At 63.3% G+C, this 25,523-nt stretch carries 21 protein-coding genes; 12 read left to right on the top strand and 9 right to left on the bottom strand.

The annotated features are described in order from the left end of the window. Positions 1-53: 53 nt before the first annotated feature. The 12 genes from uvrA (at position 54) to secG (ending at position 13,510) form a co-directional block, all read left to right on the top strand. The gene (gene uvrA, locus CIK76_RS07980; protein WP_096285168.1) at positions 54-2,924 is read left to right on the top strand and encodes an excinuclease ABC subunit UvrA; all 2,871 of its coding nucleotides are present in this window, start codon (positions 54-56) and stop codon (positions 2,922-2,924) included. A gap of 97 nt (positions 2,925-3,021) precedes the next feature. Next, complete coding sequence (locus CIK76_RS07975) at positions 3,022-3,720, top strand: HAD hydrolase-like protein (protein WP_255248397.1); 699 nt, start codon at positions 3,022-3,024, stop codon at positions 3,718-3,720. Further along, positions 3,720-4,391 carry a lysophospholipid acyltransferase family protein gene (locus CIK76_RS07970; RefSeq protein WP_096285164.1) on the top strand — a complete coding sequence of 224 codons (672 nt, stop codon included), beginning with the start codon at positions 3,720-3,722 and terminating at the stop codon, positions 4,389-4,391. The genes CIK76_RS07975 and CIK76_RS07970 overlap by 1 nt, the downstream gene beginning before the upstream one ends. Before the next feature lie 2 nt (positions 4,392-4,393). Further along, positions 4,394-6,331, top strand: coding sequence for an excinuclease ABC subunit UvrC (gene uvrC, locus CIK76_RS07965; protein ID WP_096285162.1), 1,938 nt, complete (start codon positions 4,394-4,396; stop codon positions 6,329-6,331). 9 nt (positions 6,332-6,340) lie between these two features. Continuing rightward, positions 6,341-7,234, top strand: coding sequence for an RNase adapter RapZ (gene rapZ, locus CIK76_RS07960; protein ID WP_096285160.1), 894 nt, complete (start codon positions 6,341-6,343; stop codon positions 7,232-7,234). 6 nt (positions 7,235-7,240) lie between these two features. Then, on the top strand, positions 7,241-8,266 hold the full coding sequence (gene yvcK, locus CIK76_RS07955) for a uridine diphosphate-N-acetylglucosamine-binding protein YvcK (RefSeq protein ID WP_096285158.1): 1,026 nt from the start codon (positions 7,241-7,243) through the stop codon (positions 8,264-8,266). 27 nt (positions 8,267-8,293) lie between these two features. Continuing rightward, positions 8,294-9,274 carry a DNA-binding protein WhiA gene (gene whiA, locus CIK76_RS07950; RefSeq protein ID WP_096285156.1) on the top strand — a complete coding sequence of 327 codons (981 nt, stop codon included), beginning with the start codon at positions 8,294-8,296 and terminating at the stop codon, positions 9,272-9,274. A gap of 62 nt (positions 9,275-9,336) precedes the next feature. Next, the gene (locus CIK76_RS07945; RefSeq protein WP_096285154.1) at positions 9,337-9,966 is read left to right on the top strand and encodes a superoxide dismutase; all 630 of its coding nucleotides are present in this window, start codon (positions 9,337-9,339) and stop codon (positions 9,964-9,966) included. 199 nt (positions 9,967-10,165) lie between these two features. Next, positions 10,166-11,173, top strand: a complete 1,008-nt coding sequence (gap, locus tag CIK76_RS07940; protein WP_096285152.1) for a type I glyceraldehyde-3-phosphate dehydrogenase — start codon at positions 10,166-10,168, stop codon at positions 11,171-11,173. Positions 11,174-11,189: 16 nt separating this feature from the next. Next, a complete protein-coding gene (locus CIK76_RS07935) occupies positions 11,190-12,416 on the top strand; it encodes a phosphoglycerate kinase (RefSeq protein WP_096285150.1) in 1,227 nt (408 codons plus the stop codon). A 4-nt stretch (positions 12,417-12,420) separates the two neighbouring features. Beyond that, on the top strand, positions 12,421-13,236 hold the full coding sequence (tpiA, locus tag CIK76_RS07930; RefSeq protein WP_096285148.1) for a triose-phosphate isomerase: 816 nt from the start codon (positions 12,421-12,423) through the stop codon (positions 13,234-13,236). Between the two features lie 22 nt (positions 13,237-13,258). Continuing rightward, positions 13,259-13,510, top strand: a complete 252-nt coding sequence (gene secG, locus CIK76_RS07925) for a preprotein translocase subunit SecG (protein WP_096285146.1) — start codon at positions 13,259-13,261, stop codon at positions 13,508-13,510. A gap of 72 nt (positions 13,511-13,582) precedes the next feature. Here secG and CIK76_RS07920 read toward each other — a convergent pair whose 3' ends face one another. The 9 genes from CIK76_RS07920 to tkt all read right to left on the bottom strand — a co-directional run bounded on the left by CIK76_RS07920 (position 13,583) and on the right by tkt (position 24,901). Further along, entirely contained in the window at positions 13,583-14,278 is a 696-nt protein-coding gene (locus CIK76_RS07920) for a TrkA family potassium uptake protein (protein ID WP_217990360.1), read from the bottom strand. Beyond that, positions 14,271-15,638 carry a potassium transporter TrkG gene (locus CIK76_RS07915; RefSeq protein ID WP_096285144.1) on the bottom strand — a complete coding sequence of 456 codons (1,368 nt, stop codon included), beginning with the start codon at positions 15,636-15,638 and terminating at the stop codon, positions 14,271-14,273. The genes CIK76_RS07920 and CIK76_RS07915 overlap by 8 nt, the downstream gene beginning before the upstream one ends. A gap of 212 nt (positions 15,639-15,850) precedes the next feature. Then, entirely contained in the window at positions 15,851-16,831 is a 981-nt protein-coding gene (locus CIK76_RS07910; RefSeq protein ID WP_096285142.1) for an FAD-dependent oxidoreductase, read from the bottom strand. Between the two features lie 73 nt (positions 16,832-16,904). After that, the gene (gene pgl, locus CIK76_RS07905) at positions 16,905-17,645 is read right to left on the bottom strand and encodes a 6-phosphogluconolactonase (RefSeq protein WP_096285140.1); all 741 of its coding nucleotides are present in this window, start codon (positions 17,643-17,645) and stop codon (positions 16,905-16,907) included. Further along, a complete protein-coding gene (locus tag CIK76_RS07900) occupies positions 17,635-18,576 on the bottom strand; it encodes a glucose-6-phosphate dehydrogenase assembly protein OpcA (RefSeq protein WP_096285138.1) in 942 nt (313 codons plus the stop codon). The genes pgl and CIK76_RS07900 overlap by 11 nt, the downstream gene beginning before the upstream one ends. Beyond that, positions 18,573-20,093 carry a glucose-6-phosphate dehydrogenase gene (gene zwf, locus CIK76_RS07895; protein WP_096285136.1) on the bottom strand — a complete coding sequence of 507 codons (1,521 nt, stop codon included), beginning with the start codon at positions 20,091-20,093 and terminating at the stop codon, positions 18,573-18,575. The genes CIK76_RS07900 and zwf overlap by 4 nt, the downstream gene beginning before the upstream one ends. 9 nt (positions 20,094-20,102) lie before the next feature. After that, on the bottom strand, positions 20,103-21,677 hold the full coding sequence (locus CIK76_RS07890; protein WP_096285134.1) for a glucose-6-phosphate isomerase: 1,575 nt from the start codon (positions 21,675-21,677) through the stop codon (positions 20,103-20,105). Further along, complete coding sequence (tal, locus tag CIK76_RS07885; protein WP_096285132.1) at positions 21,678-22,781, bottom strand: transaldolase; 1,104 nt, start codon at positions 22,779-22,781, stop codon at positions 21,678-21,680. A 17-nt stretch (positions 22,782-22,798) separates the two neighbouring features. After that, positions 22,799-24,901 (bottom strand): transketolase, encoded by a 2,103-nt coding sequence (gene tkt, locus CIK76_RS07880; RefSeq protein ID WP_096285130.1) that lies wholly within the window; start codon positions 24,899-24,901, stop codon positions 22,799-22,801. Positions 24,902-25,523 lie beyond the last annotated feature (622 nt).

Here is a 25,523-nt window from a genome sequence, read left to right as displayed (position 1 = left end):
ATTTGTGCCAAGCACCACGTTTATTCGAAGTAGTTTTCGATTAGTATTGCTTCGTGGCTATTACTGCAGAAAGCAAAAAACTGGATTTGTCCCGTCTGATCGTCAAGGGTGCGCGCGAGCACAACCTGAAGAACGTAGATGTGGATCTTCCGCGCGACGCGATGATCGTCTTTACCGGCTTGTCCGGCTCCGGCAAGTCATCGCTGGCCTTCGATACGATTTTCGCCGAGGGGCAGCGCCGCTACGTCGAATCCCTGTCCGCCTATGCACGGATGTTCCTGGGCCAGGTCGACAAGCCGGATGTGGACTTCATCGAGGGGCTTTCCCCGGCCGTGTCGATCGACCAGAAGTCCACGAGCCGCAACCCGCGGTCCACCGTGGGCACCATCACCGAGGTGTATGACTACATGCGCCTGCTTTGGGCCCGCGTAGGACGCCCGCACTGCCCCGAATGCGGGGAGCCCATTTCGAAGCAGTCGCCGCAGCAGATCGTCGACCAGCTGCTGGAGATGCCGGAGAAGACCCGCTTCCAGGTGCTGGCCCCGGTGGTGCGCGCCCGCAAGGGCGAGTTCGTTGACTTGTTCGCCGAGCTCTCCTCCAAGGGATTCTCCCGTGCCCGGGTCGATGGCACAACCATTCAGCTGACCGAGCCGCCTAAGCTGGCCAAGCAGGTCAAGCACACCATCGAGGTGGTCGTTGACCGCCTGGCCATTAACGACACGGTGCACCAGCGGCTGACCGACTCGGTGGAAACCGCACTGACTCTGGCCGATGGCCGCGTGCTGGTGGACTTCGTGGATCTGGCGGAGGATGACCCGAAGCGCGTCCGTGCGTTCTCCGAGAACCTCGCCTGCCCGAACGAGCACCCGCTGGCCATCGATGAGATCGAACCCCGGACCTTCTCCTTCAATAACCCCTTCGGCGCCTGTTCGGCCTGCAGCGGCATCGGCACCAAGCTCGAAGTCGATGAGCACCTGATCGTCCCGGATGCCGAGGTCAAGCTGGCCGACGGGGCCATCGCGCCGTGGTCCTTGGGCAAGGCGACCACCGAATACTGGAACCGGTTGATCGAGGGGCTCGGCAAGGAGCTGGGCTTCGGCATGGACACCGCCTGGAAGGACCTGCCGGCACCGGCGCGCCAGGCGATCCTGAACGGCAAAGACCACAAGGTCGTCGTGCAGTACAAGAACCGTTTCGGCCGGGAGCGCAAGTACTCCACCGGGTTCGAAGGCGTCATCTCCTATGTGCACCGCAAGCATGAGGAAACCGAATCGGATCACGCACGCGATCGCTACGAGCAGTACATGCGCCAGATTCCGTGCCCTACCTGCGGCGGCGCACGTCTGAACCCGGCCTCGCTGTCGGTGCTGATCGGCGGCAAGTCGATCGCCGCGGTGGCGGCCATGGATCTGCGCGCGGCGGCCGAATTCCTCACCACCTTGGAGCTCAGCGACCGCGAGGCGCAGATCGCCACCCAGGTGCTGAAGGAAATTGGCGCGCGCATGAAGTTCCTGCTGGACGTGGGCCTGGAATACCTGACCCTGGAACGCGCCGCGGGCACCCTGTCCGGCGGCGAGGCGCAGCGCATCCGCCTGGCCACGCAGATCGGCTCCGGGCTGGTCGGCGTGCTCTACGTGCTGGACGAGCCCTCCATCGGCCTGCATCAGCGCGACAACCGCCGGCTGATCGAAACCCTGCTGCATCTGCGTTCGCTGGGCAATACGCTGATCGTCGTCGAACACGATGAGGACACCATCGCCGAGGCGGATTGGATCGTGGACATCGGTCCGGGCGCCGGGGAGCACGGCGGTGAGGTGGTCCATTCCGGCTCGCTGGAGGGGCTGAAGGAGAACACCCGTTCGCTGACCGGAGACTACCTCTCCGGGCGCAAGCAGATCGAGCTGCCGAAAAAGCGCCGCAAGGCCGACAAGAAGCGCATGCTCAAGCTGGTGGGCGCGAAGGAAAACAACCTGCGGGACGTCACCGTGGAGTTCCCGCTGGGCGTGCTGACCGCCATTACCGGTGTCTCAGGTTCGGGCAAGTCGACGCTGGTCAACGACATCCTATACAAGGTGTTGGCCAATAAGCTCAACGGCGCCAAGCAGGTTCCCGGCCGCCACACCCGGGTGCTGGGCCTGGAGCACCTGGACAAGGTCGTGCACGTGGACCAGTCGCCGATCGGGCGGACCCCGCGGTCGAACCCGGCCACCTACACCGGAGTCTTCGACAATATCCGCAAGCTCTTTGCGGAGACCAACGAGGCGAAGCTGCGCGGCTACCAGCCGGGCCGCTTCTCCTTCAACGTCAAGGGCGGGCGCTGCGAGTCCTGCTCGGGTGACGGCACGCTGAAGATCGAAATGAACTTCCTGCCGGACGTCTACGTGCCGTGCGAGGTCTGCCAGGGTGCGCGCTACAACCGCGAAACCCTGCAGGTGCTCTACAAGGGCAAGAACATCTCGGACGTGCTGAATATGCCGATCTCCGAGGGCGCCGAGTTCTTCGCCGCGTTCACCCCGATCGCCCGCCACCTGAGGACCCTGGTCGATGTGGGACTGGGCTATGTGCGCCTGGGGCAGCCGGCCACCACGCTTTCGGGCGGCGAGGCGCAGCGTGTGAAGCTCGCCGCGGAATTGCAGAAGCGCTCAAACGGCCGCTCCATCTACGTGCTCGACGAACCGACCACCGGTCTGCACTTCGAAGACATCCGCAAGCTGCTGCTGGTTCTGCAAGGACTGGTGGACAAGGGAAACACCGTGTTGACCATCGAGCACAACCTGGACGTCATCAAGTCGGCCGACTGGGTGATCGATCTGGGGCCGGAAGGCGGCTCGGGCGGCGGAACGATTTTGGCCACCGGAAGCCCGGAATCCGTGGCGAAGGTCTCCGCATCGCACACCGGAAAGTACCTGGCCGAAATTCTCTAAAACCTCAAATCCGGAGCGAGGCGGACCCGCGGAATATGCGTTTTCAGTTATGGATTCCTAACGTGAGTCCGCTTCATGGGATGATGTCTAAGTGAATATGTCGGTAACAAGCGTGCTCTTTGATCTGGACGGGACTCTCGTGGACCCCGCAGGTTCCATTACATCCGGAATTCGTCATGCCCTCGCGGCGCATGATGTCGCCGATCCCGGAGAGGAAGCCGTCGAGGCGCTGGTGGGTCCACCGCTGCAAATCGGCCTGCGCACCCTGGACGGTGTTACCGATGAGAATATCGATCAGATCATCGCCGCATACCGGGCCCGGTACGCCGCGGTGGGCATGGCCGCCTCGCGGGTGTACCCGGGACTGCGTGAACTGCTGGCCGCGCTCCGCGCGGCCGGAATCTACGTCGCAGTGACCACGGCCAAGCCGGAGCCCATTGCGCGGGAGCTGATCGCCAAGCAGGGCCTGGACTCCTCGCTGGACGCCATCTTCGGCAACGCCTCGGAGCACGGCTCCATGGGCTCGAGCAAAACGCATATCGTCTTGGCCGCACTGCAAGCGGGCGACCTGGATCCGGCGCGCACCGTGGTCGTCGGCGATCGCTACTACGACCTGGACGCGGCGCGTGAAAACTCGGTGGCATCGATTGGTGTCAGCTGGGGTTTTGCGCTTCCCAATGAGCTGGATGCGGCAGACCACCTGGCCGATAGCGTGCATGAGCTCGCGGTCTTGCTGCTGGGCGCAGAACGCGCCGCTGCGCTAGACGGACAGCCGATGCAGGAGGGCCTGAAGTAATGAGCCTCTACACCATGACCCGCTCCTCGATCCGCGGCATGCTCCACACCTTGTGCCGTCCGGAGATCACCGGCATCCATAATGTGCCCAAAGAAGGTGGCTTCATTGTCGCCTCAAACCACTTGTCCTTCCTCGACTCGATCATCGTCCAGGCGTTGACCCCTCGCGACGTCGCGTTTTTCGCCAAGGCCGAATACTTCACCACCCCCGGGCTCAAAGGCAAGGCGATGAAGACCTTTTTCGAATCCGTGGGTTCGATCCCGGTGCAGCGCGGTGAACAGGCGGCCTCCGTGGCGGCTCTGGATTCGCTGGTGGACATCGTCGAAAGCGGAAGTGGAATCGGCATCTATCCGGAAGGTACCAGGTCGCGCGACGGCAAGCTCTACCGCGGCCGCACCGGCGTGGGCTGGCTGGCCCTGACCACAGGCGTCCCGGTGATCCCGGTGGGACTGATCGGCACCGAGAAGCTGCAGCCGGCCGACACCAAGGGCATTCGCCCGACGAAGTTCTCCATTCATTACGGGGAGCCGCTGTACTTTGACCAGCTGGGCCGCAAGCACCCGCTGCCCGAACGCCGCCGCGCGACGGACCGGATCGTTGACGCGATCGCCGAGCTGAGCGGTCAGGAACGTGTCGACTCGTACAACCAGTTGCCGCCGGACGCGAAGTAGCCATGGCAGATCCAGCCAGCTACCGTCCGAAATCCTCGGATATCCCCACCAAACCGGGTGTCTACCGCTTCCGCGACGAGCACGGCCGGGTCATCTATGTGGGTAAAGCCCGTGTCCTGCGCAATCGTTTGGCCTCATATTTCGTTAACCCCGAACGCCTGACCGCTAAAACGCGCACGATGGTGTTCACCGCGGCCAGCGTCGAATGGACAACCGTCGGATCCGAGCTGGAAGCCCTTCAGCTCGAGTACACCTGGATCAAGGAGTACACTCCGCGATTCAACATTGTCTTCCGCGATGACAAGACCTACCCGTACCTGGCCATCACGATGGACGAAAAGTTCCCGCGCGCCCTGGTCATGCGCGGGGACAAGCGCAAGGGCGTGAAGTATTTCGGCCCGTTCTACCCGGCCAAGGCGATCCGTGAAACCCTCGATACGCTTCTGCGCGTCTTCCCGGTGCGCACCTGCGCGCCCGGGGTGTTCAAGCGTGCCGAAGCCTCGGGCCGGCCGTGCTTGCTGGGGTATATCGATAAATGCTCCGCGCCCTGTGTCGGCCGGATCTCGCCGGAAGACCACCGGGCATTGGCCGATGACCTGTGCACCTTCATGGGCGGCGAGGCGGGAAAGTTCACCCGCGAGCTGACCGCGCAAATGCACGCTGCCGTCGCCGATCTCGAATACGAACAGGCGGCCCGCTATCGCGACGACATCGCCGCCCTGAACAGGGTTTTCGAGCGCAATGCGGTGGTGCTTGCCGAGAGCACCGAAGCGGATATCTTCGGCATTCACGCCGATGAACTTGAAGCCGCGGTGCAGGTCTTCCACGTGCGCGATGGCCGTATCCGCTCGCAACGCGGATGGGTGGTCGAAAAGGTTGCGGACCTGACCGACGCCGAATTCGTCGAACAGCTGCTCACCCAGGTGTATGCCGATCATGCGGACCGGATCCCGCGCGAAGTGCTGGTGCCCACCTTGCCCGATGACCTTGAAGATGTGACCACCTGGCTGACCGAACTGCGTGGCTCGAAGGTATCCCTGCGCGTCGCGCAGCGTGGTGACAAGGCGGCGCTGGCATCAACCGTGGTGGAGAACGCCGAACAGGCGTTGCGCCTGCACAAGTCCAAACGCGCCGGCGACATTTCGACCCGATCGGCCGCGATGCAGGAACTGCAGGAGGCGCTGGGAGCGGAAACCGCCCTGTTGCGCATCGAATGTTACGACGCGTCGCATACGCAGGGGACCAACGTCGTCGCCTCGATGGTGGTCTTCGAAGATGGGCTGCCCAAGAAGAGCGAATACCGAAAATTCTCGATTACCGGTGATGCCGCGCGGGATGACACCGCCAGCATGTACGACGTGATTCACCGGCGCTTCAGCCGGTACCTGAAGGAAAAAATCGACCCGGAGACTTTTAATACCGGCGAGGTTGAGCCCGGTGCCAGCGACGTCAAGAAATTCGCTTACCCGCCATCCTTGGTGATCGTCGACGGTGGCCCGCCGCAGGTAGCTGCTGCTCAAAAAGCCCTCGATGACTTGGGGATTGATGATATTCCCGTCGTTGGCTTGGCGAAGCGGCTCGAAGAGCTCTGGCTGCCGGAGGACCCCTTCCCGGTGATCCTGCCGCGTGCCTCGGCGGCGTTGTACCTGGTGCAGCGCCTGCGCGATGAGGCACACCGCTTTGCTATTACCTTCCACCGAGCCAAGCGTTCGAAGTCGATGATTTCCTCGGATTTGGACGCCATTCCGGGCTTAGGCAAATCGAAGCAAGAAGCGCTCCGCAAGCACTTTGGATCGATGAAAAAGATCCGGGCCGCGTCCTTGGAGCAGCTCATGGCGGTGTCTGGAGTCGGGGAAAAGCTTGCGACTTCCATCAAAGAATCCTTGGAAGATACTTCACGTGCGGGTGTGAACATGACTACCGGTGAAATTCTCGACTAGCCTTGAGGTATGACCACCGAGTATGAAGCTGTAAAACCTCCGGAATCCGAGCTCGTGATCGTCACCGGCATGTCAGGCGCCGGTCGAACCACCGTGGCCCACGCACTCGAAGACCTGGGCTGGTATGTGGTGGAGAACCTGCCGCCTTCCATGCTGGGTATGCTGACCGAGCTCATGAGCCGTTCCCAGGGAACCATTCCACGATTGGCAGTGGTCATGGATGTGCGCTCCAAAGATCTCTTTCCAGAAATTCGTGAATCCCTGGCGCTGCTCACCAGCGGCGGGGTGAAATACCGCCTGGTCTATTTGGATGCCAGCGATGAGGTCCTCGTGCGGCGCTTTGAACAGGGCCGCCGCCCGCACCCATTGCAGGGCGACGGGCGGATCGTCGACGGCATCAAGCGGGAGCGGGACGTGACCGGACCGTTGCGTGAAGCCGCTGAACTTATTCTGGACTCCTCATCCATGTCGGTGCATGACCTGGCGCGTTCGGCGAATGAGCTATTTGCCGAATCGGGCCCGATCATCTTGCGGATCAACGTGATGAGCTTCGGGTTCAAATACGGTCTGCCCACCGACGCCAACTACGTGGCCGATGTGCGCTTCATTCCGAACCCGCACTGGGTTCCGGAATTGCGTCCGCAAACCGGCAAGGACAAGGAAGTCTCGGACTACGTCCTGCGCCAGCCGGGAACCAACGAATTTATCGAAAACTACCTCAAGGCACTGGAACCAGTCTTCGAGGGGTACCGCCGAGAGAATAAGCACTACGCGACGATTGCCGTTGGCTGTACGGGCGGCAAGCACCGTTCGGTAGCCACGACCATCGAATTGGGGCGCCGCCTGGCGCAGCTGCCCAATGTGCGTGTGAACATCACGCACCGTGACTTAGGCCGGGAGTAGTCCTCGATGGCATTCGCAACGGGACCAATCCCGATTCAAGGCCTTACCCGGCCCGATGATATGCGCAACCCCTCGGTGGTTGCGCTGGGTGGTGGACATGGCCTGTCTGCTTCGCTTTCGGCGCTGCGCCGGCTCACCACCGAACTGACGGCCGTGGTGACCGTGGCCGACGACGGTGGAAGTTCCGGAAGGCTGCGCGGTTCCTTCGATGTGCTTCCCCCGGGGGATCTGCGCATGGCACTGGCCGCGCTGTGCGACGACAACGACTGGGGCCGCACCTGGCGCGATGTCATGCAGCACCGGTTCAAATCCGACGAGCATCCAGAAGAGCCGCTGAACGGCCATGCGGTGGGCAACCTGCTGATTCTCGCGCTCTGGGAACTGCTTGACAGTCCGGTAGCCGGACTGCGCTGGGCCGGCGCCTTGCTTGGCGCCCGCGGTCAGGTGCTGCCCATGAGCACCGTTCCGCTATCGATCCACGGTGAAGTTCTTGAAGCCGACGAAGTCACCGATACCCTGATCAAGCGTCGGATAGATGGCCAGGCGCAGCTAGCCGCAGCGGGAGGTGGGGGACTGGTCTCCAAGGTGTATTTGGAACCAGACGGAGCTCCTGCCTGCCCCGAGGCGTTGGACGCGATCGAATTGGCTGACTGGATCATTCTGGGCCCAGGCTCGTGGTACACCTCGGTGCTTCCGCATCTGCTGTTGCCCGATATGCGTCAAGCCATTGCTGATACCACGGCGAAAAAACTGCTGACCATGAATCTATCCGTTGACACCGCCGAAACCTCGGGAATGGATGCCGCAGCGCATCTGGAGGTTTTAGGACGTTACGCCCCGAACGTGCAATTTGACGCGATTATCGCTGATGAATCACGGGTTCGTAACAAGGAGAGATTTGAGCTGGCAGCGCAAAAACTCGGGGCACGTGTCTTCTTTAGTAGAGTAGGTGTATCTGACGGTCGTGCCGAGCACGACCCGTTGCGCTTAGCGGCGGCCTATCATGAGGTGTTTACCGCAATAGGATCCTGATCGGATCTATGTAAGGGAGTTTGATTCATGGCATTGACGGCTTCCGTCAAAGACGAGCTGTCGCGGGTTGAGATTCGCAAGCCATCGGTACGCAAGGCCGAGGTTTCGACCATGCTCCGCTTCAGCGGCGGACTGCATATTGTCTCCGGGCGAATAGTAATCGAGGCCGAGGTTGACTTGGCTGCGACCGCTCGCAGGCTCAAGGTCGCCATTGGCGAGCTTTACGGACACGACGCGGAGATTGTCATGGTCTCCGGTTCCGGCATCCGCAAGGGCAGCCGATACATCGTGCGCGTCGCAAAGGACGGCGAAGTTTTGGCACGCCAAACCGGGCTTCTCGACCAGCGCGGACGTCCGGTACGCGGACTGCCCTCGGTGATCGTCAACGGTTCCACTGCCGATGCCGAAGCGGTTTGGCGCGGCGCGTTCTTGTCCCACGGTTCACTCACCGAACCGGGACGCAGTTCGGCACTTGAAATTACTTGCCCCGGCCCAGAGGCCGCACTCGCCCTAGTCGGTGCTGCTCGGCGCCTGGACCTGACGGTCAAGGCGCGTGAGGTACGCGGCGTGGACCGTGTGGTGATTCGCGATGGCGATGCCATCGCCCAACTTTTGACGCGCATGGGCGCACACGACGCGCTGATGGTGTGGGAAGAGCGCCGCATGCGCAAAGAAGTCCGCGCCACCGCAAATCGGCTAGCGAACTTCGACGATGCAAACCTGCGCCGCAGCGCCCAAGCTGCTGTGGCTGCCGGCGCGCGCGTGGAGCGCGCACTGGAGATTCTTGGCGACGAGGCGCCTGAGCACCTGCGTTATGCCGGGGTGCTTCGCCTGGAGCACAAGCAAGCGTCGCTGGATGAATTGGGCCGCATGGCCGAACCTCCAATGACCAAGGACGCGATTGCCGGCCGGATCCGCCGGCTTTTAGCCATGGCGGATAAAAAAGCTGGTGATCTGGGAATACCTGGAACCGAGTCCAGTGTTCCAGTAGATGAACTGGAACAGTAAAAAGTGTCCCCGCGGGAGGCCTTCCGCGGAGATTCAACCAATTGAGAAGATTGAGGAGAATCATGGCTGTCTATTCACTGCCAGAACTGCAGTATGACTACGCTGCACTGGAGCCGAACATCTCGGCTCGCATCATGGAGCTGCACCACTCGAAGCACCACGCAACCTACGTTGCAGGCGCTAACTCGGCGTTGGAGCAGCTGGCAGAAGCCCGCGAAAAGGGCGAATTCGGTAACATTCCGAAGCTTTCGAAGGATCTGGCGTTCCACTTGGGTGGACACACCAACCACTCGATCTTCTGGAACAACCTCTCCCCAGAGGGCGGCGACAAGCCAGTAGGCGAGTTGGCAGCGGCCATCGACGAGTTCTTCGGCTCCTTCGACGGATTCCGCGGTCACTTCACCGCTTCGGCAATGAGCCTGCAGGGCTCGGGCTGGGCAATTCTGGCCTACGAGCCGCTAGGTGGCCAGCTGGTCATCGAGCAGCTGTACGATCAGCAGGGCAACGTCCCAGTGGGAACCATCCCACTGCTGATGCTGGACATGTGGGAGCACGCCTTCTACCTGGACTACGTCAACGTCAAGGCCGACTACGTCAAGGCCTTCTGGAACATCGTGAACTGGGCTGATGTCCAGGCTCGCTTCGAAGCCGCTCGCAATGGCGCTGCTTCGCTGGTGGTTCCAGGTAAGTAATTATTGCCGAATTAACCTTCTGGTAATTCAGCTCACATTCTGTGCGAATTTCGCGTAGGATGTATCAGGTGTGTTGCAGACCTCGTGTTTCACGAGGTCTGCAACTCACGACACAACGGAGTGTCCTCTTAGATAAGCAGGCCACTTCCGTGAAAAGCACGGCAGTGGCGCAATCATCCCATTTAGAGGAGATAGCCACATGACTACTCGTGTTGGAATCAATGGTTTCGGTCGTATCGGACGCAACTTCCTGCGTGCCACTCTGGCGCACAAGGCAGACATCGAAATCGTTGCAGTCAACGACCTCGGTTCCATCGATGCACTGGCGCACCTGGTGAAGTTCGATAGCGTTCTGGGCCCAGTCGGCGAAGCAGTATCCGTAGATGGCGACACCATCGTCGTCGGAGAACGCCGCATCAAGGTGCTCTCGGAGCGCGACCCGGCAAACCTGCCATGGGGCGAATTGAACGTCGACGTTGTCATCGAATCGACCGGATTCTTCACCAAGGCTGCCGACGCTGGCAAGCACATCACCGCCGGTGCAAAAAAGGTCATCATCTCGGCTCCGGCCAGCGATGAAGACATCACCATCGTGATGGGCGCCAACCACGACAAGTACGATCCGGCTACGCACAACATCATTTCGAACGCATCGTGCACCACCAACTGCCTGGCCCCAATGGCCAAGGTTTTGAACGATGAATTCGGCATTGTTGACGGCCTGATGACCACCATCCACGCATACACCGCCGACCAGCGCCTGCAGGATGCACCGCACAGCGACCCACGCCGTGCCCGCGCCGCTGCGCTGAACCTGATCCCGACCTCCACCGGTGCCGCCAAGGCCATCGGCGTGGTGCTTCCGGAATTGAAGGGCAAGCTTAACGGTTACGCAATGCGCGTACCGGTACCAACCGGCTCGGCCACCGATCTGACCGTCAACCTGGCTCGCACCGCCACCGTTGAAGAAATCAACGCCGCCTTCGAAAAGGCTGCCACCGAAGGCAAGCTGGCCGACTACCTCGAGTACTCGACCGATCCGCTGGTTTCCTCCGACATTGTGACGAACAAGCACTCCGCCATTTTCGACTCCGGCCTGACCTCCGTGATTGGCAACACCGTCAAGGTTGTGGCTTGGTACGACAACGAGTGGGGCTACTCCTCGCGACTTGTTGACCTTGTTGAATTCGTGGGATCAAGCCTCTAGTCGATAACCTAGAGACATGTCTTCTCACACTCTCGACGAATTACTCGCTGACGGTGTCCGCGGGCGGTACGTATTGGTCCGAAGCGACCTGAACGTACCGCTCGACGGGGCGACCGTAACCGATGACGGACGCGTGCGCGCGTCCCTTCCGGTCATCACCAAACTGACCGAGGCTGGCGCCAAGGTCATCGTGATGGCACACCTGGGTCGCCCTAAGGGCCAGGTCGATTCGAAGTACTCCATCGAGCCTGCCGCTCACCGCTTGAACGAACTTGCAGACTTCGATGTCACCGTGGCAACGGATGTAGTAGGAGCTTCGGCTCGCGAATCCGCCGCCGCCTTGGCCGAGGGTGCGGTACTGGTCCTCGAGAACGTGCGCTTCGACGCCCGCGAGACCTCCAAGGTAGACGCCGAGCGTGAAGAATTCGCCACGGCGCTGGCCGCACTGACCGGCGACAACGGCGCCTACGTCAACGATGCCTTCGGTGCAGTGCACCGCAAGCACGCCTCGGTATTCGACATCGCTGCCTTGCTGCCGAGCTACCAGGGTGACCTGGTGGCAACCGAGGTCAAGGTTCTCAAGACCCTGACCGAAGCGCCAAAGCGTCCCTACGTGGTCGTCCTGGGCGGGTCGAAGGTTTCGGACAAGCTCGCGGTCATCGACAACCTGCTAGGCAAGGCCGATCAGCTGCTGATCGGTGGCGGCATGGCATTCACCTTCCTCAAGGCCCAGGGATACGCCATCGGCGGCTCGCTGCTTGAAGAAGACCAGATCCCGGTTTGCCAGGAATACCTGGCCCGCGCCGAAAAGCTCGGTTGCGACATCATCGTTCCATCGGACGTCGTCGTGGCCAGCAAGTTCGGGGCAGACGCCGAGCACGAGGTGCTTGCCGCCGACAAGATCGAAGAAGCCAGCTTCGGCTCGAACGGATTGGGCCTGGATATTGGACCGAAGTCCGCCGAGCTGTTCGCAAGCTACATCAAGAGCGCAAACACCGTGTTCTGGAATGGCCCAATGGGCGTCTTCGAGATCCCGGCCTTCGCCGAGGGCACCCGCACGGTGGCCCAGGCATTGGCAGGTTCCGAGGCGTTTAGCGTCGTAGGCGGTGGCGACTCAGCCGCCGCGGTACGTGCCTTGGGCTTCTCGGAGGACGACTTCGGCCACATCTCCACCGGTGGCGGAGCGTCGCTCGAATACCTTGAAGGCAAGACCCTGCCGGGTGTTGCCGCTTTGGAAGGCTAAATTTATGACGATGTCGAATAACGGCGCCTACGTGCGCCAGCCGCTGATCGCGGGCAACTGGAAGATGAACATGGACCACGTCCAGGGCATCACCCTGGTGCAGAAGCTCGCGTGGACGCTGAAGGATGCGCAGCACGATTACGACCGTGCCGAGGTTGCGGTGTTCCCGCCGTTCACCGACATCCGCGGTGTGCAGACCCTGACCCTGGGCGACAAGCTGGACGTCGTCTACGGCGCACAGGACCTGTCCGCACAGGACTCGGGAGCCTATACCGGGGAGATCTCCGGCCAGTTCCTGAATAAGCTTGGCTGCAGCTACGTGCTGGTCGGCCACTCGGAGCGCCGCGAATACCACAACGAGTCCAACGCTGTGATTGCCGCGAAGCTTGCCGCCGCGTACCGCCACGAGCTGACCCCGGTGCTTTGCGTCGGCGAAGGGCTCCAGGTGCGCCAGGCGAACGAGCATGTTGCCTACACGCTGAACCAGCTTGCCGAGTCCCTGGAAGGCGTCACCGCCGAACAGGCCGAAACCCTCGTCATCGCTTACGAGCCGGTGTGGGCTATCGGAACCGGCGAAGTGGCGGGCCCGGCCGATGCGCAGGAAATGTGCGCCGCGATTCGCGGAGCATTGATCGAGCGCTTCGGCGAGGAGATTGCGCAGAAGGCACGCCTGCTCTATGGCGGAAGCGTCAAGGCCGCAAATGCCGCGCAGATCATGCGTGAACGCGATGTTGATGGCCTGCTGGTCGGCGGTGCTAGTTTGGATGCCGAAGAGTTTGCTAATATTGTTAGGTTCGAGCACCATCTCGTCACCGACTGAATCTAATTAAGGAACCGTCGACTTGGATATCATCAAGATCATTCTGCAGGTACTGCTGGGTATCACCAGTGTCCTGCTCACCCTATTGATCCTTCTCCATAAGGGTCGAGGCGGCGGTATGTCCGACATGTTCGGTGGCGGCATGACCAGCTCGATGGGTTCGTCCGGTGTTGCCGAGCGCAACCTGAACCGCATCACCATTGTTCTTGGTCTGGTCTGGGGCGCGGTCATCATTGGCCTAGCCCTGGTCATGCGCTTCAGCATCGAGTCATAGCAGACAACTAGGAAAGGGGACCCACGACAGTGGGTCCCCTTTCCTAGTTAAGCCTCGATTCGCTTGTGCCGCCTAGCGCAGCTGGCCGAAGCGATCGGTGTCCGCGGTGGATCCGAGCACCAGCACGCGGTCCCCTTCGACAAGCACGGTGTCCGCATCGGTATTCTGCCAAATGCCGGAGGCGTTGGCCTTCGCTGCGATGGTCACCCGGTACTTCTTCCGGACTCCCATCTCGCTCAACCGCATCCCATGCAGGCTTGCCGGTGCGGTCATCTTCACCAGGGCGTAGCCCGGATCGACCTCCACGTAATCCATGATCGAGCCGCGCACCAGATGGGCTACGCGCCGGCCCATATCCTTTTCGGGGTAGACAATGTGGTGCACCCCAAGTTGTTCGAGGATCAGCCCGTGCCGGTCATCCTGAGCCTTCGCCCAAATCAATGGAATGTCCATGCTGACCAGCAGCGAGCAGCATAGGATGGAGGACTGCAGATGGCTGCCTACGGCGACCACTACGCGGTCAAAGTCCTGAATTGAGAGCTGCTCGAGCACCTCGCGGCGTGCGGCGTCCGCCCGCACCACCTGGGTCAGCTCACCGTTCAACGCCTGGACATTATCCTCGTTCAAGTCGATGCCCAGTACATGGGTGCCCGATTTCATCAATTCCATGGCGAGCGAAGCGCCAAAGCGCCCCAAGCCAATCACCGCAACCGAGTCGGCGGCGGCAATATGCTTCGAGTCTGAGCGGAAATTCAGTAGCTTACCCAATTGCGGGCCTTTCTTTTGGAAGTTCGTAGAGGGCCTTGCGGTCGCGCAAGGCGAGGGCCGAACCGAGCGAGAGCACTCCGACGCGCCCTAAGTACATGAGCGCGATCAGGATGCTCTTGCCGGCATCGGGCAGGTCGGGGGTGATGCCGGTGGACAGGCCAACGGTGGCGAAGGCCGAGGTGGCCTCGAAGAGGCAACGATCCAGCGAATACGGCGTCAGCAGCAACAATCCCATGGTTCCCGCGAAGACCGCGGCGGCGCCCAAGAGCGTGACCGTCAGCGCTTGGCGATGAATGGACCGCGAAAGCCGTTTGCCCAGCACATTGACGGCCGTTTCGCCGCGCAGCTCGGTGAGAATGATAAATAGGAGCACCGCCGCGGTGGTGACCTTGATGCCACCGGCGGTACCGGCAGGGCCGGCACCGATGAACATGAGCACATCCATGCCGAGCCACGAGGCCGGGTGCATGGCGCCGATATCGATGGAGTTGAACCCGGCGGTACGAGTTTGCACCGAGTGGAAAAAGCCGGCGAGCACGCGTGCCGCCGGGTCCAAGGTGCCAAGGGTTTGGGGATTATTCCACTCCATGGCGGTGATGAACACCGTACCGCCGAGCAGCAGCAGGCCGGTCATGAGCAGCACGAGTCGGGTGTTCATGCTCCATTTGAGCGTGTTGCGTCCGTAGCGGCGCAGCTGAACGAGTACCGGGAAGCCGAGTCCGCCGAGGATGATCGCGAAGCTGACCGGCAAGCTGATCCACGGGTCGTCCACAAAACCCATGAGGCTGTCCGAATAGAGCGCGAATCCAGCGTTGTTGAACGCGGACACCGCATGGAACACCGCGTGCCATAGGGCCGAGGGCACATCGTAGTCGTAGCCCAGCCAGAAGCGCAGGGCCAGTGGCACCGCGGTGACCGCTTCGAGGGACAGGGAGAAGAGCAGAATGGTTTTCGTGGCTGTGCGGACGTCCTGACCGCTCATGGCCTTGCTTTCGCGCTGGGAGGACTGCCGGGTGAGCAACCCGATCTTGCCCATGAGCAGCATGCTCAGCAGGGAGGCGACAAGCATGATGCCCAACCCGCCGAGCTGAATGAGCGCCAAGATGATGAGCTTGCCGAAGAGCGTGTAATGGGTTGCGGTGTCCACCACGGTCAGCCCCGTGACGCAGACCGCCGAGGTGGCGGTGAACAGCGCGTCGATCAGTGGGGTGAATCGTCCATCGGTGTGTGCCCACGGTGTGGCGAGCAGCAGGCCACCGATCAGGATGGCGCCTAGGAACCCCAGGGCGACCAGTTGCGCTGGCCGGGCCAGGGGATTGTGGCGAGGGCTCACTTGGAGTCCGGACTTCTTTGCGAGCATGATTTCACATTGGTCGTAGTGACGCCGTGCGGAAGCGCGAGCGCGAGTAACGAATGAAATACTACGCCTGTCTTCAAGGTACTAATCCGTGATATGCATCTCATCTAATTGGGCCGCCCGGTGCATCGAGCATCGAGAGTAAAGCATGGATCCCCGAAGTCAAACCGCATAATCGGGATTTGCCTTCGAGGACCTTCGGGGAACGCGAGCGGCTAGTGAATCTCGCCGACCAGCTCGACGACGCGCTGCGCGGTACCCCACGACAGGGTGACACCCGCGCCGCCATGGCCGTAGGCGGCAATCACCGGAAACTGGTGTCCCGCAACGCGTTCGAGGCGGATGGCATCGCGCGCCGGGCGAAGTCCCACCTTGTGCTCCAGGACCTCCAGCCCTTCGAGTTCTGGCACCAGCTCGGTGGCGCGGCGCAGAATCGCCGCCGCGGTGTCCGGCTCGACCTCGCGGTTCCAATCATTGGCCGTGTCGGTGCCGCCGACAATGATGTCCTCGCGCCGGGGAATGATGTAGCTGACCCCGCCGGGGTAGTCGTCGTCGCACAGCCAGTCGGTGAGCTTCTTCGTATTGGCCAGGCGTACCACCTGGCCGCGGATCGGGTAGACGGACTCATCATCGCCCAAGAGCTGTCCACCGCGCAGCCCGCCGGCGATGACTACAAGATCTGCGCCGCCCTGCAGCTCCCTAAGATCCATGACCGTACCGTGGATGAAAACCACCCCGAGTGCTTCGGCCTCATTGCGCAGCCACAAAAGGTAGGTGGTCATGTCGATGATCGGCAGGCGCGCGTAGACTCCGGCGTGGGCGCCTTCGGGCAAATCTGCCTTTGGCGCTTCGATTGTCTTCGCAACGATTCTGGTCCAGGAGCGGTCGGCCCCGGGCAGATGATCGACGTTCAAGCCCGAACGCAGATCCACTCCGGTTTCGGGGATGGACGCCAGTTCTTCGAACCGCGCCAGCGAGCGTGCCAGCAGCAAATCCGCGGCGGGGGAGTTCTCCGAGTGGTAGGGGAACCAGATGGCGGCGGCCACCGCGGAGACGGTCTCCAATGGGTCTTGATCCGTGATTACGGTGACGCGGTGGCCGGCGCTGGCCAGCTCGTGGGCGGTGGACAGCCCGATCACTCCGGCACCGATCACCGTGATGCGCCGTGCCTCTGCCGGCTGTTGCTGCGCGGTCATGTCCAGGGTCCTTTCAAATCACAAAGACCGGTGCCGCCCATGGCTTTTGGGCGGCACCGGTCTGCGGTGAGGCTTAGAGCAGCGTCGCGGCGCTGCGGTCGATCAGCCAGCGGGTAGCCTCGGTGCCCTGCACGGCGCTTGCCGGCACCTTGGCTTCGTTGACCTCGTGCTGGGCGGCGGCCAGGGCCGGCGCCTTCTCCGCGCCGGAGACCAGCAGCCAGACCTCGCGGGCCGTGTTGATGGTGCTCATGGTCAGCGACACCCGGTGCGGTGGCGGCTTGGGGGAGTCGTGCACCGCGATCGCCCCGAGCTCGGTGGAGCGCGTGTGGTCCGGGAACAGCGAGGCGACGTGCGAATCCGGGCCCATGCCGAGCATCAGCACGTCGAAGACCGGGTTCGCCGCGCCGTCGCCGGCCTCCTCGGCGAGCAGCTGCGTGTAGGCGGCCGCCGCGTCCTCGGCGCTGGCGTAGGCGTCGCTGTCACCCATCACGTGGACGGTGCCGCGGTCAAGGCCCAGCTCGTCCAGGGCGGCGAACAGCGGTTCGGCCTGCACCGCGTTGCGATCGGTGCTGCCGGCGGCGACGAAGCGCTCATCTCCCCACCAGAAGTGCACCTGGGACCAATTCACCGAAGCCTTCGCCGGGTTCTGCGCCACGGCCACCAGCGCCGCGATGCCCAGCGTGCCGCCGGTCACCACCACGTGGGCGACCCCGCGGGCGGCGATCGCATCGGCGATGGAGGTGATCAGCCGGGCTGCGACCCCGTGCGCGGTGGCGGCGGTGTCTTCATGGATGACAATCTGTCTAGCGATCACTGGGAATGATGCTCCTTAGGTTGGTCAGGTTCAGCCCGCGGGTGATGACCTCGCCGAAGACATCGTCCGCGTCCAGGCGGCGCATCTCCTCGGCCAGGCATTCGGCCACCGAGCGGCGCGGCAGCGAGATGCGCTGCGGCGCGCTGCCCGGCAGGTAGAGGTGGGCCACGGCTCCGGAGGGACGGGAAAGCTCCACGTCGCCATCCTCACGAGCCAGACGCACGCTGGAGAGCCCGCCGGTGGACTTATCCGCCGCGATGGTCACCGGGACGTCCAAGGCCATGGTCAGCCAGGCCGCCAGCAGCGAGGTGGACGGAGAGTTCTCCGAACCCTTCACGGTGATGCCGCTCAAGCCCTCGGTACCGATCAAATCGATAATGCTCGCCAGCTGGGCGCGCCAGAGAGTGATGCGGGTCCACGCCAGGTCGGTGTCCCCGGCGCGGTAGGTGCTCGCGCGCTGGAAGAGCGCCTCGGTAGGATCCTTGGTCTCGTTCGAGTCGGTGATCCGCCGGTGCGCCAGCTTGCCCAGCGCGGTGTTGTACGGGTCGGCCGGGACCCCGTGCGGCCACCAGGCCACGATCGGCGCGTCGGGCAGCAGCAGCGCGGAGATCAGCGCCTCGTCGGCGGCCATATCCGGGCCATGCGTGCGCATCACGATGACCTCGGAGGCCCCGGCGTCCCCGCCGACGCGGATCTGCACGTCGAGCCGGTTCTCGCCCTTCTCCGAGCCGCGCACCACCACGATGATGCGGCAGGGGTGTTCGCGGCTGGCCAGGTTGGCCGCCTCGATGGCGTTCTCCGCGAAGCCCTCGCGGGTGATGACCACCAGAGTCAGCACCCGGGACAGGGCCACCACGCCGTGGGTGCGGCGCGAGGAGAGCAGCTTCTTGGCCACCTTCGAGGTGGTCGTGTTGGGAAGATCGATCATCATGGGCGTCGCCACGTCCTTCCGTCTTTGGCCATCAGCTCATCGCCGCTGGCCGGGCCCCAGGAGCCGGGCAGGTAGGGGTCTGGCTGTTCGGGCTGTGCGGCCCAGTAATCCTCGAACGGGTCGAGGATGCGCCAGGACTGTTCGACCTCTTCGTGGCGCGGGAACAGCGGCGGTTCGCCGAGCAGCACGTCGAGGATCAGGCGTTCGTAGGCCTCCGGGGAGGACTCGGTGAACGCGTTGCCGTAGCCGAAGTCCATGGTCACGTCGCGGATCTCCATCTGGGTGCCGGGCACCTTGGAGGAGAAGCGGATGGTCGCGCCCTCATCGGGCTGCACGCGGATCACGAAGGCGTTCTGCCCGAACTCGTCATCCGCGTGGTCGGTGAACAGCAGGTTCGGTGCGCGCTTGAAGACCACCGCGATCTCGGTGACGCGGCGACCCAGGCGCTTGCCGGCGCGCAGGTAGAAGGGCACCCCGTCCCAGCGGCGGGTGTTGATGTTCAGCCGCACCGCCGCGTAGGTTTCGGTTTTGGACTTCGGGTTGAAGCCCTCCTCGTCGAGGAAGCCGACTATCTCTTCGCCGCCCTGCCACCCGGAGGTGTACTGGCCGCGGGCGCTGGCGGCCCCCAGATCCTCGGGCAGCTGCACCGCGGTGAGCACCTTTTCCTTCTCGGCGCGCAGGTGATCTGCGTCGAAGGAGATGGGCTCTTCCATGGCGGTCAGGGCGAGGAGCTGCAGCAGGTGGTTCTGGATGACGTCGCGGGCCGCGCCCACCCCGTCGTAGTAGCTGGCGCGCCCGCCGATGCCGATATCCTCGGCCATGGTGATCTGCACGTGGTCCACGTACTTGTTGTTCCACAATGGCTCGAACATCTGGTTGCCGAAACGCAGGGCCAGCAGGTTCTGCACGGTTTCCTTGCCCAGATAGTGGTCGATGCGGAATACCGCATCGGGCGGGAAGACCGACTCGACGATCTCGTTGAGCTCGCGGGCGCTTTCCAGGTCGTGGCCGAAGGGCTTCTCGATGACCACGCGCTCCCAGCCGGGATTCTCATCCTTGGCGAGCTTGTGCTCGGAGAGCTTCTGGCAGACCACGTCGAACCAGCTAGGCGGGATGGACAGGTAGAAGGCGTGGTTGCGTCCGGTGGAGCGCGAATCGGCCAGCTCGTCCAGGGTGGCGGAGAGCTGCTCATAGGCGTTGTCGTCGTCGAAGGCCCCGGAGATGAAACGCATTCCGGAGGCCAGCTGGTCGAACACCGTCTCGTTGAACGGGGTGCGCGCGCTGGCCAGGATCCATTCGCGGGCCTGGTTGGCGAAGTCCTCGGCGGACCAGTCGCGGCGGCCGAAGCCGACGATGGCAAAGTTCGGGGGTAGCAGGCCGCGGTTGGCCAGGTCATAGACCGCGGGCATCAGTTTTTTGCGGGCCAGGTCGCCGGTGATTCCGAAGAACACCAGCGCGCCCGGACCGGCGATGCGGTTAAGCCGCCGGTCGCGGGCGTCGCGAAGTGGATTGCTCATATTTTGTTCTTAGCTCGCAGCCTCAAGCAGCGCCGCGATACCCGCGGCGCGATCGGTTAGATTCACGCGCAGCACCGGACGGCCGTGTTCGGCGTCCGCGAGCACCGCACCGTCGCCGGTAGCCTGGGCGGTGATCAAACCGCCGAAGCTGTAGGCGCGGCCCGGGATCTCCAGGTCCTGCTCGTGGTTCGCGGTCACCTGCAGGAAGACCCCCTGGCGGGGGCCGCCCTTGTGGTACTGGCCGGTGGAGTGCAAGAAGCGTGGCCCCCAGCCGAAGGTCACCGGACGTGAGGTGCGTTCGGCCAGCAGGTCGCGCAGCGCCTCCAGATCCTTGTCGCCGTGGCGGTCCAGGTAGGCGTGGATGGACAGGTAGCCATCCTCGCCCAGCTGCGCGGTCAGCGCATCGAGCGCGCCGGCCAGATCGGCGGCCTGCGTGCCGAACAGCTCGACGCTGCCGTCCACCGCATCCGGGGATCCGGCGGTCGGCGCGTCGAGCAGCGAGCGCGCGGCAATCTTGGCGGCCTCGACATCGGGCTGGTCAAACGGGTTGATGCCCAGCAGGTAGCCGGCCACGGCGGTTGCGTACTCGAAGATCATGAACGAGGTGCCCAGCGGTGCACTGAGGTGGATCGCGGTGGCCTCCTCATCAATTTCCGCGGGCAGCTGTTCGTGCAGGTAGAGCGGCAGCACATCGGCGGCCACCTGCTCCAGCTCGGGCGCGTCCGCGTGGGCCACCACCGGGAGCACTCCCTTGCCGAGCTTGCCGGTGGATTCGGCGATGAGCTGTTCGGCCCAGTCCCCGAAGCCCGGCAGGGCGTCGCCGATTTCCGCGATCACCAGCTTGTCGCGGCCGGCGGTAACCAGCGCGGCGCCCAGGTGCAGCGCAATATTGTCCTCGTCGTCGCCGCTGAGCAGGTCCGAGATCAACCCGGCCTCTTCGATCAGCGCTTCGATATCGGCCCCGGCAAGGCCCGAAGGCACCAGTCCGAAGGCGGTCAGCGCCGAGTAGCGCCCGCCCACATTCGGGTCGGCATTGAAGACCGCGCGCACCCCTTCGGGATTGTCCATCGGGGAACCCGGATCGGTGACGAGCACCAGCCGGGTAGCCGGATCGATGCCGGCGGCCTCGAAGGCCGCGGTGAAGGCGCGGCGCTGCGAATCGGTTTCCACGGTGGACCCCGATTTGGAGGCGACGACCACGACGGTGCGCTCCAGCTCGGTGTTCACGATCTCGGAAACCATCTGCGGGTCGGTGGTATCGCAGATGACCAGGTCAACCTCGTCATGCGCGGCGATCACCTCGGGTGCCAGCGAGGAGCCGCCCATGCCGCACAGGGCGATCCGGGTCAGGCCCTCGGCCAGCAGCTGCTCGCGCAGCTCAAGGATCTGCGGAAGCAGCTTTGCGGCGGCTTCGAAGGGCTGGGTCCAGCCCAGGCGCATGGCGGACTCGGCTTCGGCCTCGGCACCCCACACGGTGGGGTCCTGGCCGGCGATGCGGCTGCCGACCTTAGCCTCGATGAGCTGCGGAAGCAGCCGGTCGACCGAGGCGAGGGCCGCGCCGGAAGTAACTAAGCCCAACTCCATCTACTTGGCCTCTTTCAAAGCCACAGACATGTCCTCGAGCAGTTCGTTCCAGGCGACGTCGAACTTCTGAACGCCTTCGACCTCGAGCAGCGACACAACCTCGTTGTAGTCCACGCCCTGGGCCGCGAGCGCGTCGAGCACGCCGTTGGCCTGGGCGTAGCTGCCCGAAACCACGTTTCCGCGGACCTCGGCCTCTGCGGCGGTGGCCTCCAGGGTCTTTTCCGGCATGGTGTTCACGGTCTGCGGTGCCACCAGTTCGGTGACGTACAGGGTGGATGGGTAGGCAGGATCCTTCACACCGGTCGAAGCCCACAGCGGACGCTGCACATTGGCCCCGGAGGCTGCCAGCGCTTCGTAGCGTGCCGAGGCGAAGGTCTCCTCGAAGACCTGGTAGGCCAGGCGGGCGTTGGCCACACCGGCCTGGCCGCGCAGTGCCAGTGCCGCCTCGGTGCCGATGGCGTTCAGGCGCTTGTCGATTTCCGAGTCCACGCGGGAGACGAAGAAGGAGGCGACCGAGTGGATCTTGGACAGGTCCAAGCCCTTGGCTTTGGCCTTCTCCAGGCCGATCAGGTACGCGTTGATGACCTCGCGGTAGCGTTCCAGCGAGAAGATCAGCGTGACGTTGACGCTGATGCCCGCCGCGATGGTTTCGGTGATGGCCTCCAGGCCGGCCAGCGTGGCGGGGATCTTGATGAGCACGTTTTCGCGGGCTACGCGTTCGTGCAGGGCCTTGGCCTGGACGATGGTCTGCGCGGTGTCATGGGCCAGACGCGGGTCGACCTCGATGGACACGCGGCCGTCGAAGCCGTTGCTCGAGTCGTAGACCGGGCGGAAGAGATCGCAGGCGGCGGCAACGTCGTCGCTGGTGATCTCGGTGATCGCGTCTTCGACCGACTTGTGGCGCTGTTCGGCGATGGCCTCGCCGTAGACCGCTGCGTTGGTCAGTGCCGCGGCGAAGATCGACGGGTTGGTGGTCACGCCGACGACGTTTTGCTCTTCGATGAGCTTGGCCAGCGAACCGCTGGTCAGGCGCTCGCGGGAAAGGTCGTCCAGCCAGATCGAAACGCCGGCGTCGGACAGGGCCTGGGTATTTGGGTTACTCATAATGTGTGCCAGTTCCTTTACTTAACAACTTTTTCGGCGGCTGCGACAACTGCATCGGTGGTGATCCCGAATTCGCTGTAGAGCTTCTTGTAGTCTGCGGATGCACCGAAGTGATCCAGGGAGATGATTTCGCCTGCGGCGCCGACCAGCTCGCGCCAGCCCTGGGCTACGCCGGCTTCCACCGACACGCGGGCGGTGATGGCCGCCGGGAGCACCTCTTCGCGGTAAGCGGCGTCCTGCTTGGCGAACCACTCGAAGCTCGGCAGCGAGACGACGCGGGCGGCGATGTTCTTCGCGGCCAGTGCCTCGCGGGCTTCGACGGCCAGCTCGACCTCGGAGCCGGTGGCCAGCAAGATGACATCCGGGGTGGTCTCGGCGCCCTCGCGGACGGCCTCGGCCAGGATGTAGCCGCCCTTCAGGGTGCCTTCGGCACCGCGGAAGCCTGGCGCCGAACGGTCATAGATCGGCAGGTTCTGCCGGGAGAGCACGATACCCGATGGGGTGCCGGTCAACTCCAGCATGCCGCGCCAGGCGTAGGCGACCTCGTTGGCGTCGGCCGGACGGACGACGTCGAAGTTCGGGATGATGCGCAAGGAAGCGAGCTGCTCCACCGGCTGGTGGGTCGGGCCGTCCTCGCCCAGGCCGATCGAGTCGTGGGTCCAGACGAAGATCGACGGGATGCCCATCAAGGCGGCCAGGCGGATGGCCGGACGCTGGTAGTCCGAGAAGATCAGGAAGGTTCCGGAGAACGCGCGGGTCGGGGAAGAGAGCACGATGCCGTTCACGATCGACGCGGCGGCGTGCTCGCGGATGCCGAAGTGCAGCACCCGGCCGTAGGGGCTGGCATCCCAGGAATCGGTGGAGCGGCGCTCGGGTGCGAAGGACTTCGCGGTGGCGATGGTGGTGTTGTTCGAACCGGCGAGGTCCGCGGAGCCGCCCCACAGTTCCGGCAGCTCATCGGCGATCGCGTTGATGACCTTGCCCGAAGCGGCGCGCGTAGCCATGGTGGAACCTGGTTCGAAGGTCGGGATCTTTTCGGTCCAGCCCTCCGGCAGTTCCCCTGCCTGCAGGCGCTCAAGCAGCGCTGCCTCTTCGGGGTTGGCGCGCTTCCACGCTTCGAAGGTCTCGTTCCACGACTCGTGCAGCTCCGCACCGCGGGTCACTACCTCGCGGGCGTGGGCGAGTACTTCCTCATCGATGTGGAAGGACTGCTCAGGGTCGAAGCCCAGGACATTCTTCAGCCCTGCGACTTCTTCGCCGCCGAGCTTCGAACCGTGGATGCCGCCGGTGTTCTGCTTGGTTGGCGAAGGCCAGCCGATGATGGTGCGCAGCGCGATCATCGAGGGACGGGAGGTCTCGGCCTTGGCGGCGCGGATTGCGGCGTCCAGGGCATGCATGTCTTCGATGTATTCGCCGGTCACGGTCCAGTCCACGCGCTGGGTGTGCCAGCCGTAGGAGTCGTAGCGGCCCAGCACGTCTTCGGTGAACGCAATGTCGGTGTCGTTTTCGATGGAGATCTTGTTGTCATCGTAGATAACGACAAGGTTGCCCAGTTCCTGGTGGCCAGCCAGCGAGGAGGCCTCGGAGGTGACACCCTCCTGCAGGTCGCCATCGGAGGCGATGACGTACACGGTGTGGTCAAACGGGCTGGTGCCGGCTTCTGCTGCCGGATCCAGCAGGCCGCGCATGCGGCGCTGGGAGTAAGCGAAGCCAACGGCCGAGGCCAGGCCCTGGCCCAGCGGGCCGGTGGTGATCTCTACGCCGGCGGTGTGGCCGTATTCCGGGTGGCCCGGAGTCTTCGCGCCCCAGGTGCGCAGCGCTTCGATATCTTCCATCTCCAGGCCGTAGCCCGAGAGGAAGAGCTGCAGGTAGAGGGTCAGCGAGGTGTGACCGGGGGAGAGCACAAAGCGGTCGCGACCGATCCAGTTCGGATCCTTCGGGTCGTGACGCAGGTGCTTCTGGAAGATCAGGTACGCAGCCGGAGCCAAGCTCATGGCGGTACCGGGATGGCCGTTGCCAACTTTTTCTACTGCGTCGGCTGCCAGGACACGAGTGGTGTCGATGGCCTTACGATCCAACTCGGTAAGTGAGAACTCTTCTACTAAGGATTCAATCGCCACTGCGGCGTTCCTTCCATTCAGGCTTGGACGGGGTTTATCCCGCTGACACGCAATACGCCGTCGACCCTGCTACCCGTAGTCGAGCTTTTTGGGGTATTAGGTGGCGACGGCGCGATTAGTGTCCACTGTATCGCGAATCGCTCTATGACTGTATGGGTTGAACAAACATGACACGCACATTTTGCATCAATCTTTGACCCATCGAACATTGCCGAGGTCACAACCGGAGGGCGAGCCTCCCGTGGCCCGGGATGCGGCAACGACACGCGGTGTTGATTTGGGCCTCTCTCCGCCGCTCCGGCGGTGCGCGAATGCCATGCCGCGCTCGCTTGAGGGTCGTGGGGAAATGGTTATCGCGCGGAGAGCCTTGGCCATCCAGGTGAGGTTGTGCTTGAAGCTTGGGAAACCCCTTGCCCTACAATGTTATGTTGTTGTTGTTCTGTGATTCACAAACTTTGGGGGTTGTTGCTTTCGGGCCGGGGTGGCGGTGCTGCCGCTCGACGCGGGTGCCGGCTAGTGGCTGCGGCCCAGCGTTACGGAGTATGCGAGGCTGCACCCCGAGGATGGCAGAGGGGTAAAGATGACCGGAATCACGCGGTTGGCCATGAATACTTACATCAAG

Origin of the sequence: Glutamicibacter sp. BW80 (genome assembly GCF_002332385.1) — a bacterium.
Taxonomy (GTDB): Bacteria; Actinomycetota; Actinomycetes; order Actinomycetales; family Micrococcaceae; genus Glutamicibacter.
Note: the sequence above shows the minus strand (reverse complement) of the source record. Positions and strands in the feature narration are given on the sequence as shown.

Bases quoted from the DNA above. Each gene is read 5' to 3' on its own strand.
- tpiA (WP_096285148.1), top strand. From the start codon at position 12,421: ATGACGATGTCGAATAACGGCGCCTACGTGCGCCAGCCGCTGATCGCG.
- CIK76_RS07945 (WP_096285154.1), top strand. From the start codon at position 9,337: ATGGCTGTCTATTCACTGCCAGAACTGCAGTATGACTACGCTGCACTG.
- rapZ (WP_096285160.1), top strand. From the start codon at position 6,341: ATGACCACCGAGTATGAAGCTGTAAAACCTCCGGAATCCGAGCTCGTG.
- tal (WP_096285132.1), bottom strand. From the start codon at position 22,781: ATGAGTAACCCAAATACCCAGGCCCTGTCCGACGCCGGCGTTTCGATC.
- gap (WP_096285152.1), top strand. From the start codon at position 10,166: ATGACTACTCGTGTTGGAATCAATGGTTTCGGTCGTATCGGACGCAAC.
- yvcK (WP_096285158.1), top strand. From the start codon at position 7,241: ATGGCATTCGCAACGGGACCAATCCCGATTCAAGGCCTTACCCGGCCC.
- CIK76_RS07900 (WP_096285138.1), bottom strand. From the start codon at position 18,576: ATGATGATCGATCTTCCCAACACGACCACCTCGAAGGTGGCCAAGAAG.
- CIK76_RS07975 (WP_255248397.1), top strand. From the start codon at position 3,022: ATGTCGGTAACAAGCGTGCTCTTTGATCTGGACGGGACTCTCGTGGAC.
- CIK76_RS07970 (WP_096285164.1), top strand. From the start codon at position 3,720: ATGAGCCTCTACACCATGACCCGCTCCTCGATCCGCGGCATGCTCCAC.
- zwf (WP_096285136.1), bottom strand. From the start codon at position 20,093: ATGAGCAATCCACTTCGCGACGCCCGCGACCGGCGGCTTAACCGCATC.
- CIK76_RS07935 (WP_096285150.1), top strand. From the start codon at position 11,190: ATGTCTTCTCACACTCTCGACGAATTACTCGCTGACGGTGTCCGCGGG.
- whiA (WP_096285156.1), top strand. From the start codon at position 8,294: ATGGCATTGACGGCTTCCGTCAAAGACGAGCTGTCGCGGGTTGAGATT.
- CIK76_RS07910 (WP_096285142.1), bottom strand. From the start codon at position 16,831: ATGACCGCGCAGCAACAGCCGGCAGAGGCACGGCGCATCACGGTGATC.
- uvrC (WP_096285162.1), top strand. From the start codon at position 4,394: ATGGCAGATCCAGCCAGCTACCGTCCGAAATCCTCGGATATCCCCACC.
- CIK76_RS07915 (WP_096285144.1), bottom strand. From the start codon at position 15,638: ATGCTCGCAAAGAAGTCCGGACTCCAAGTGAGCCCTCGCCACAATCCC.
- CIK76_RS07890 (WP_096285134.1), bottom strand. From the start codon at position 21,677: ATGGAGTTGGGCTTAGTTACTTCCGGCGCGGCCCTCGCCTCGGTCGAC.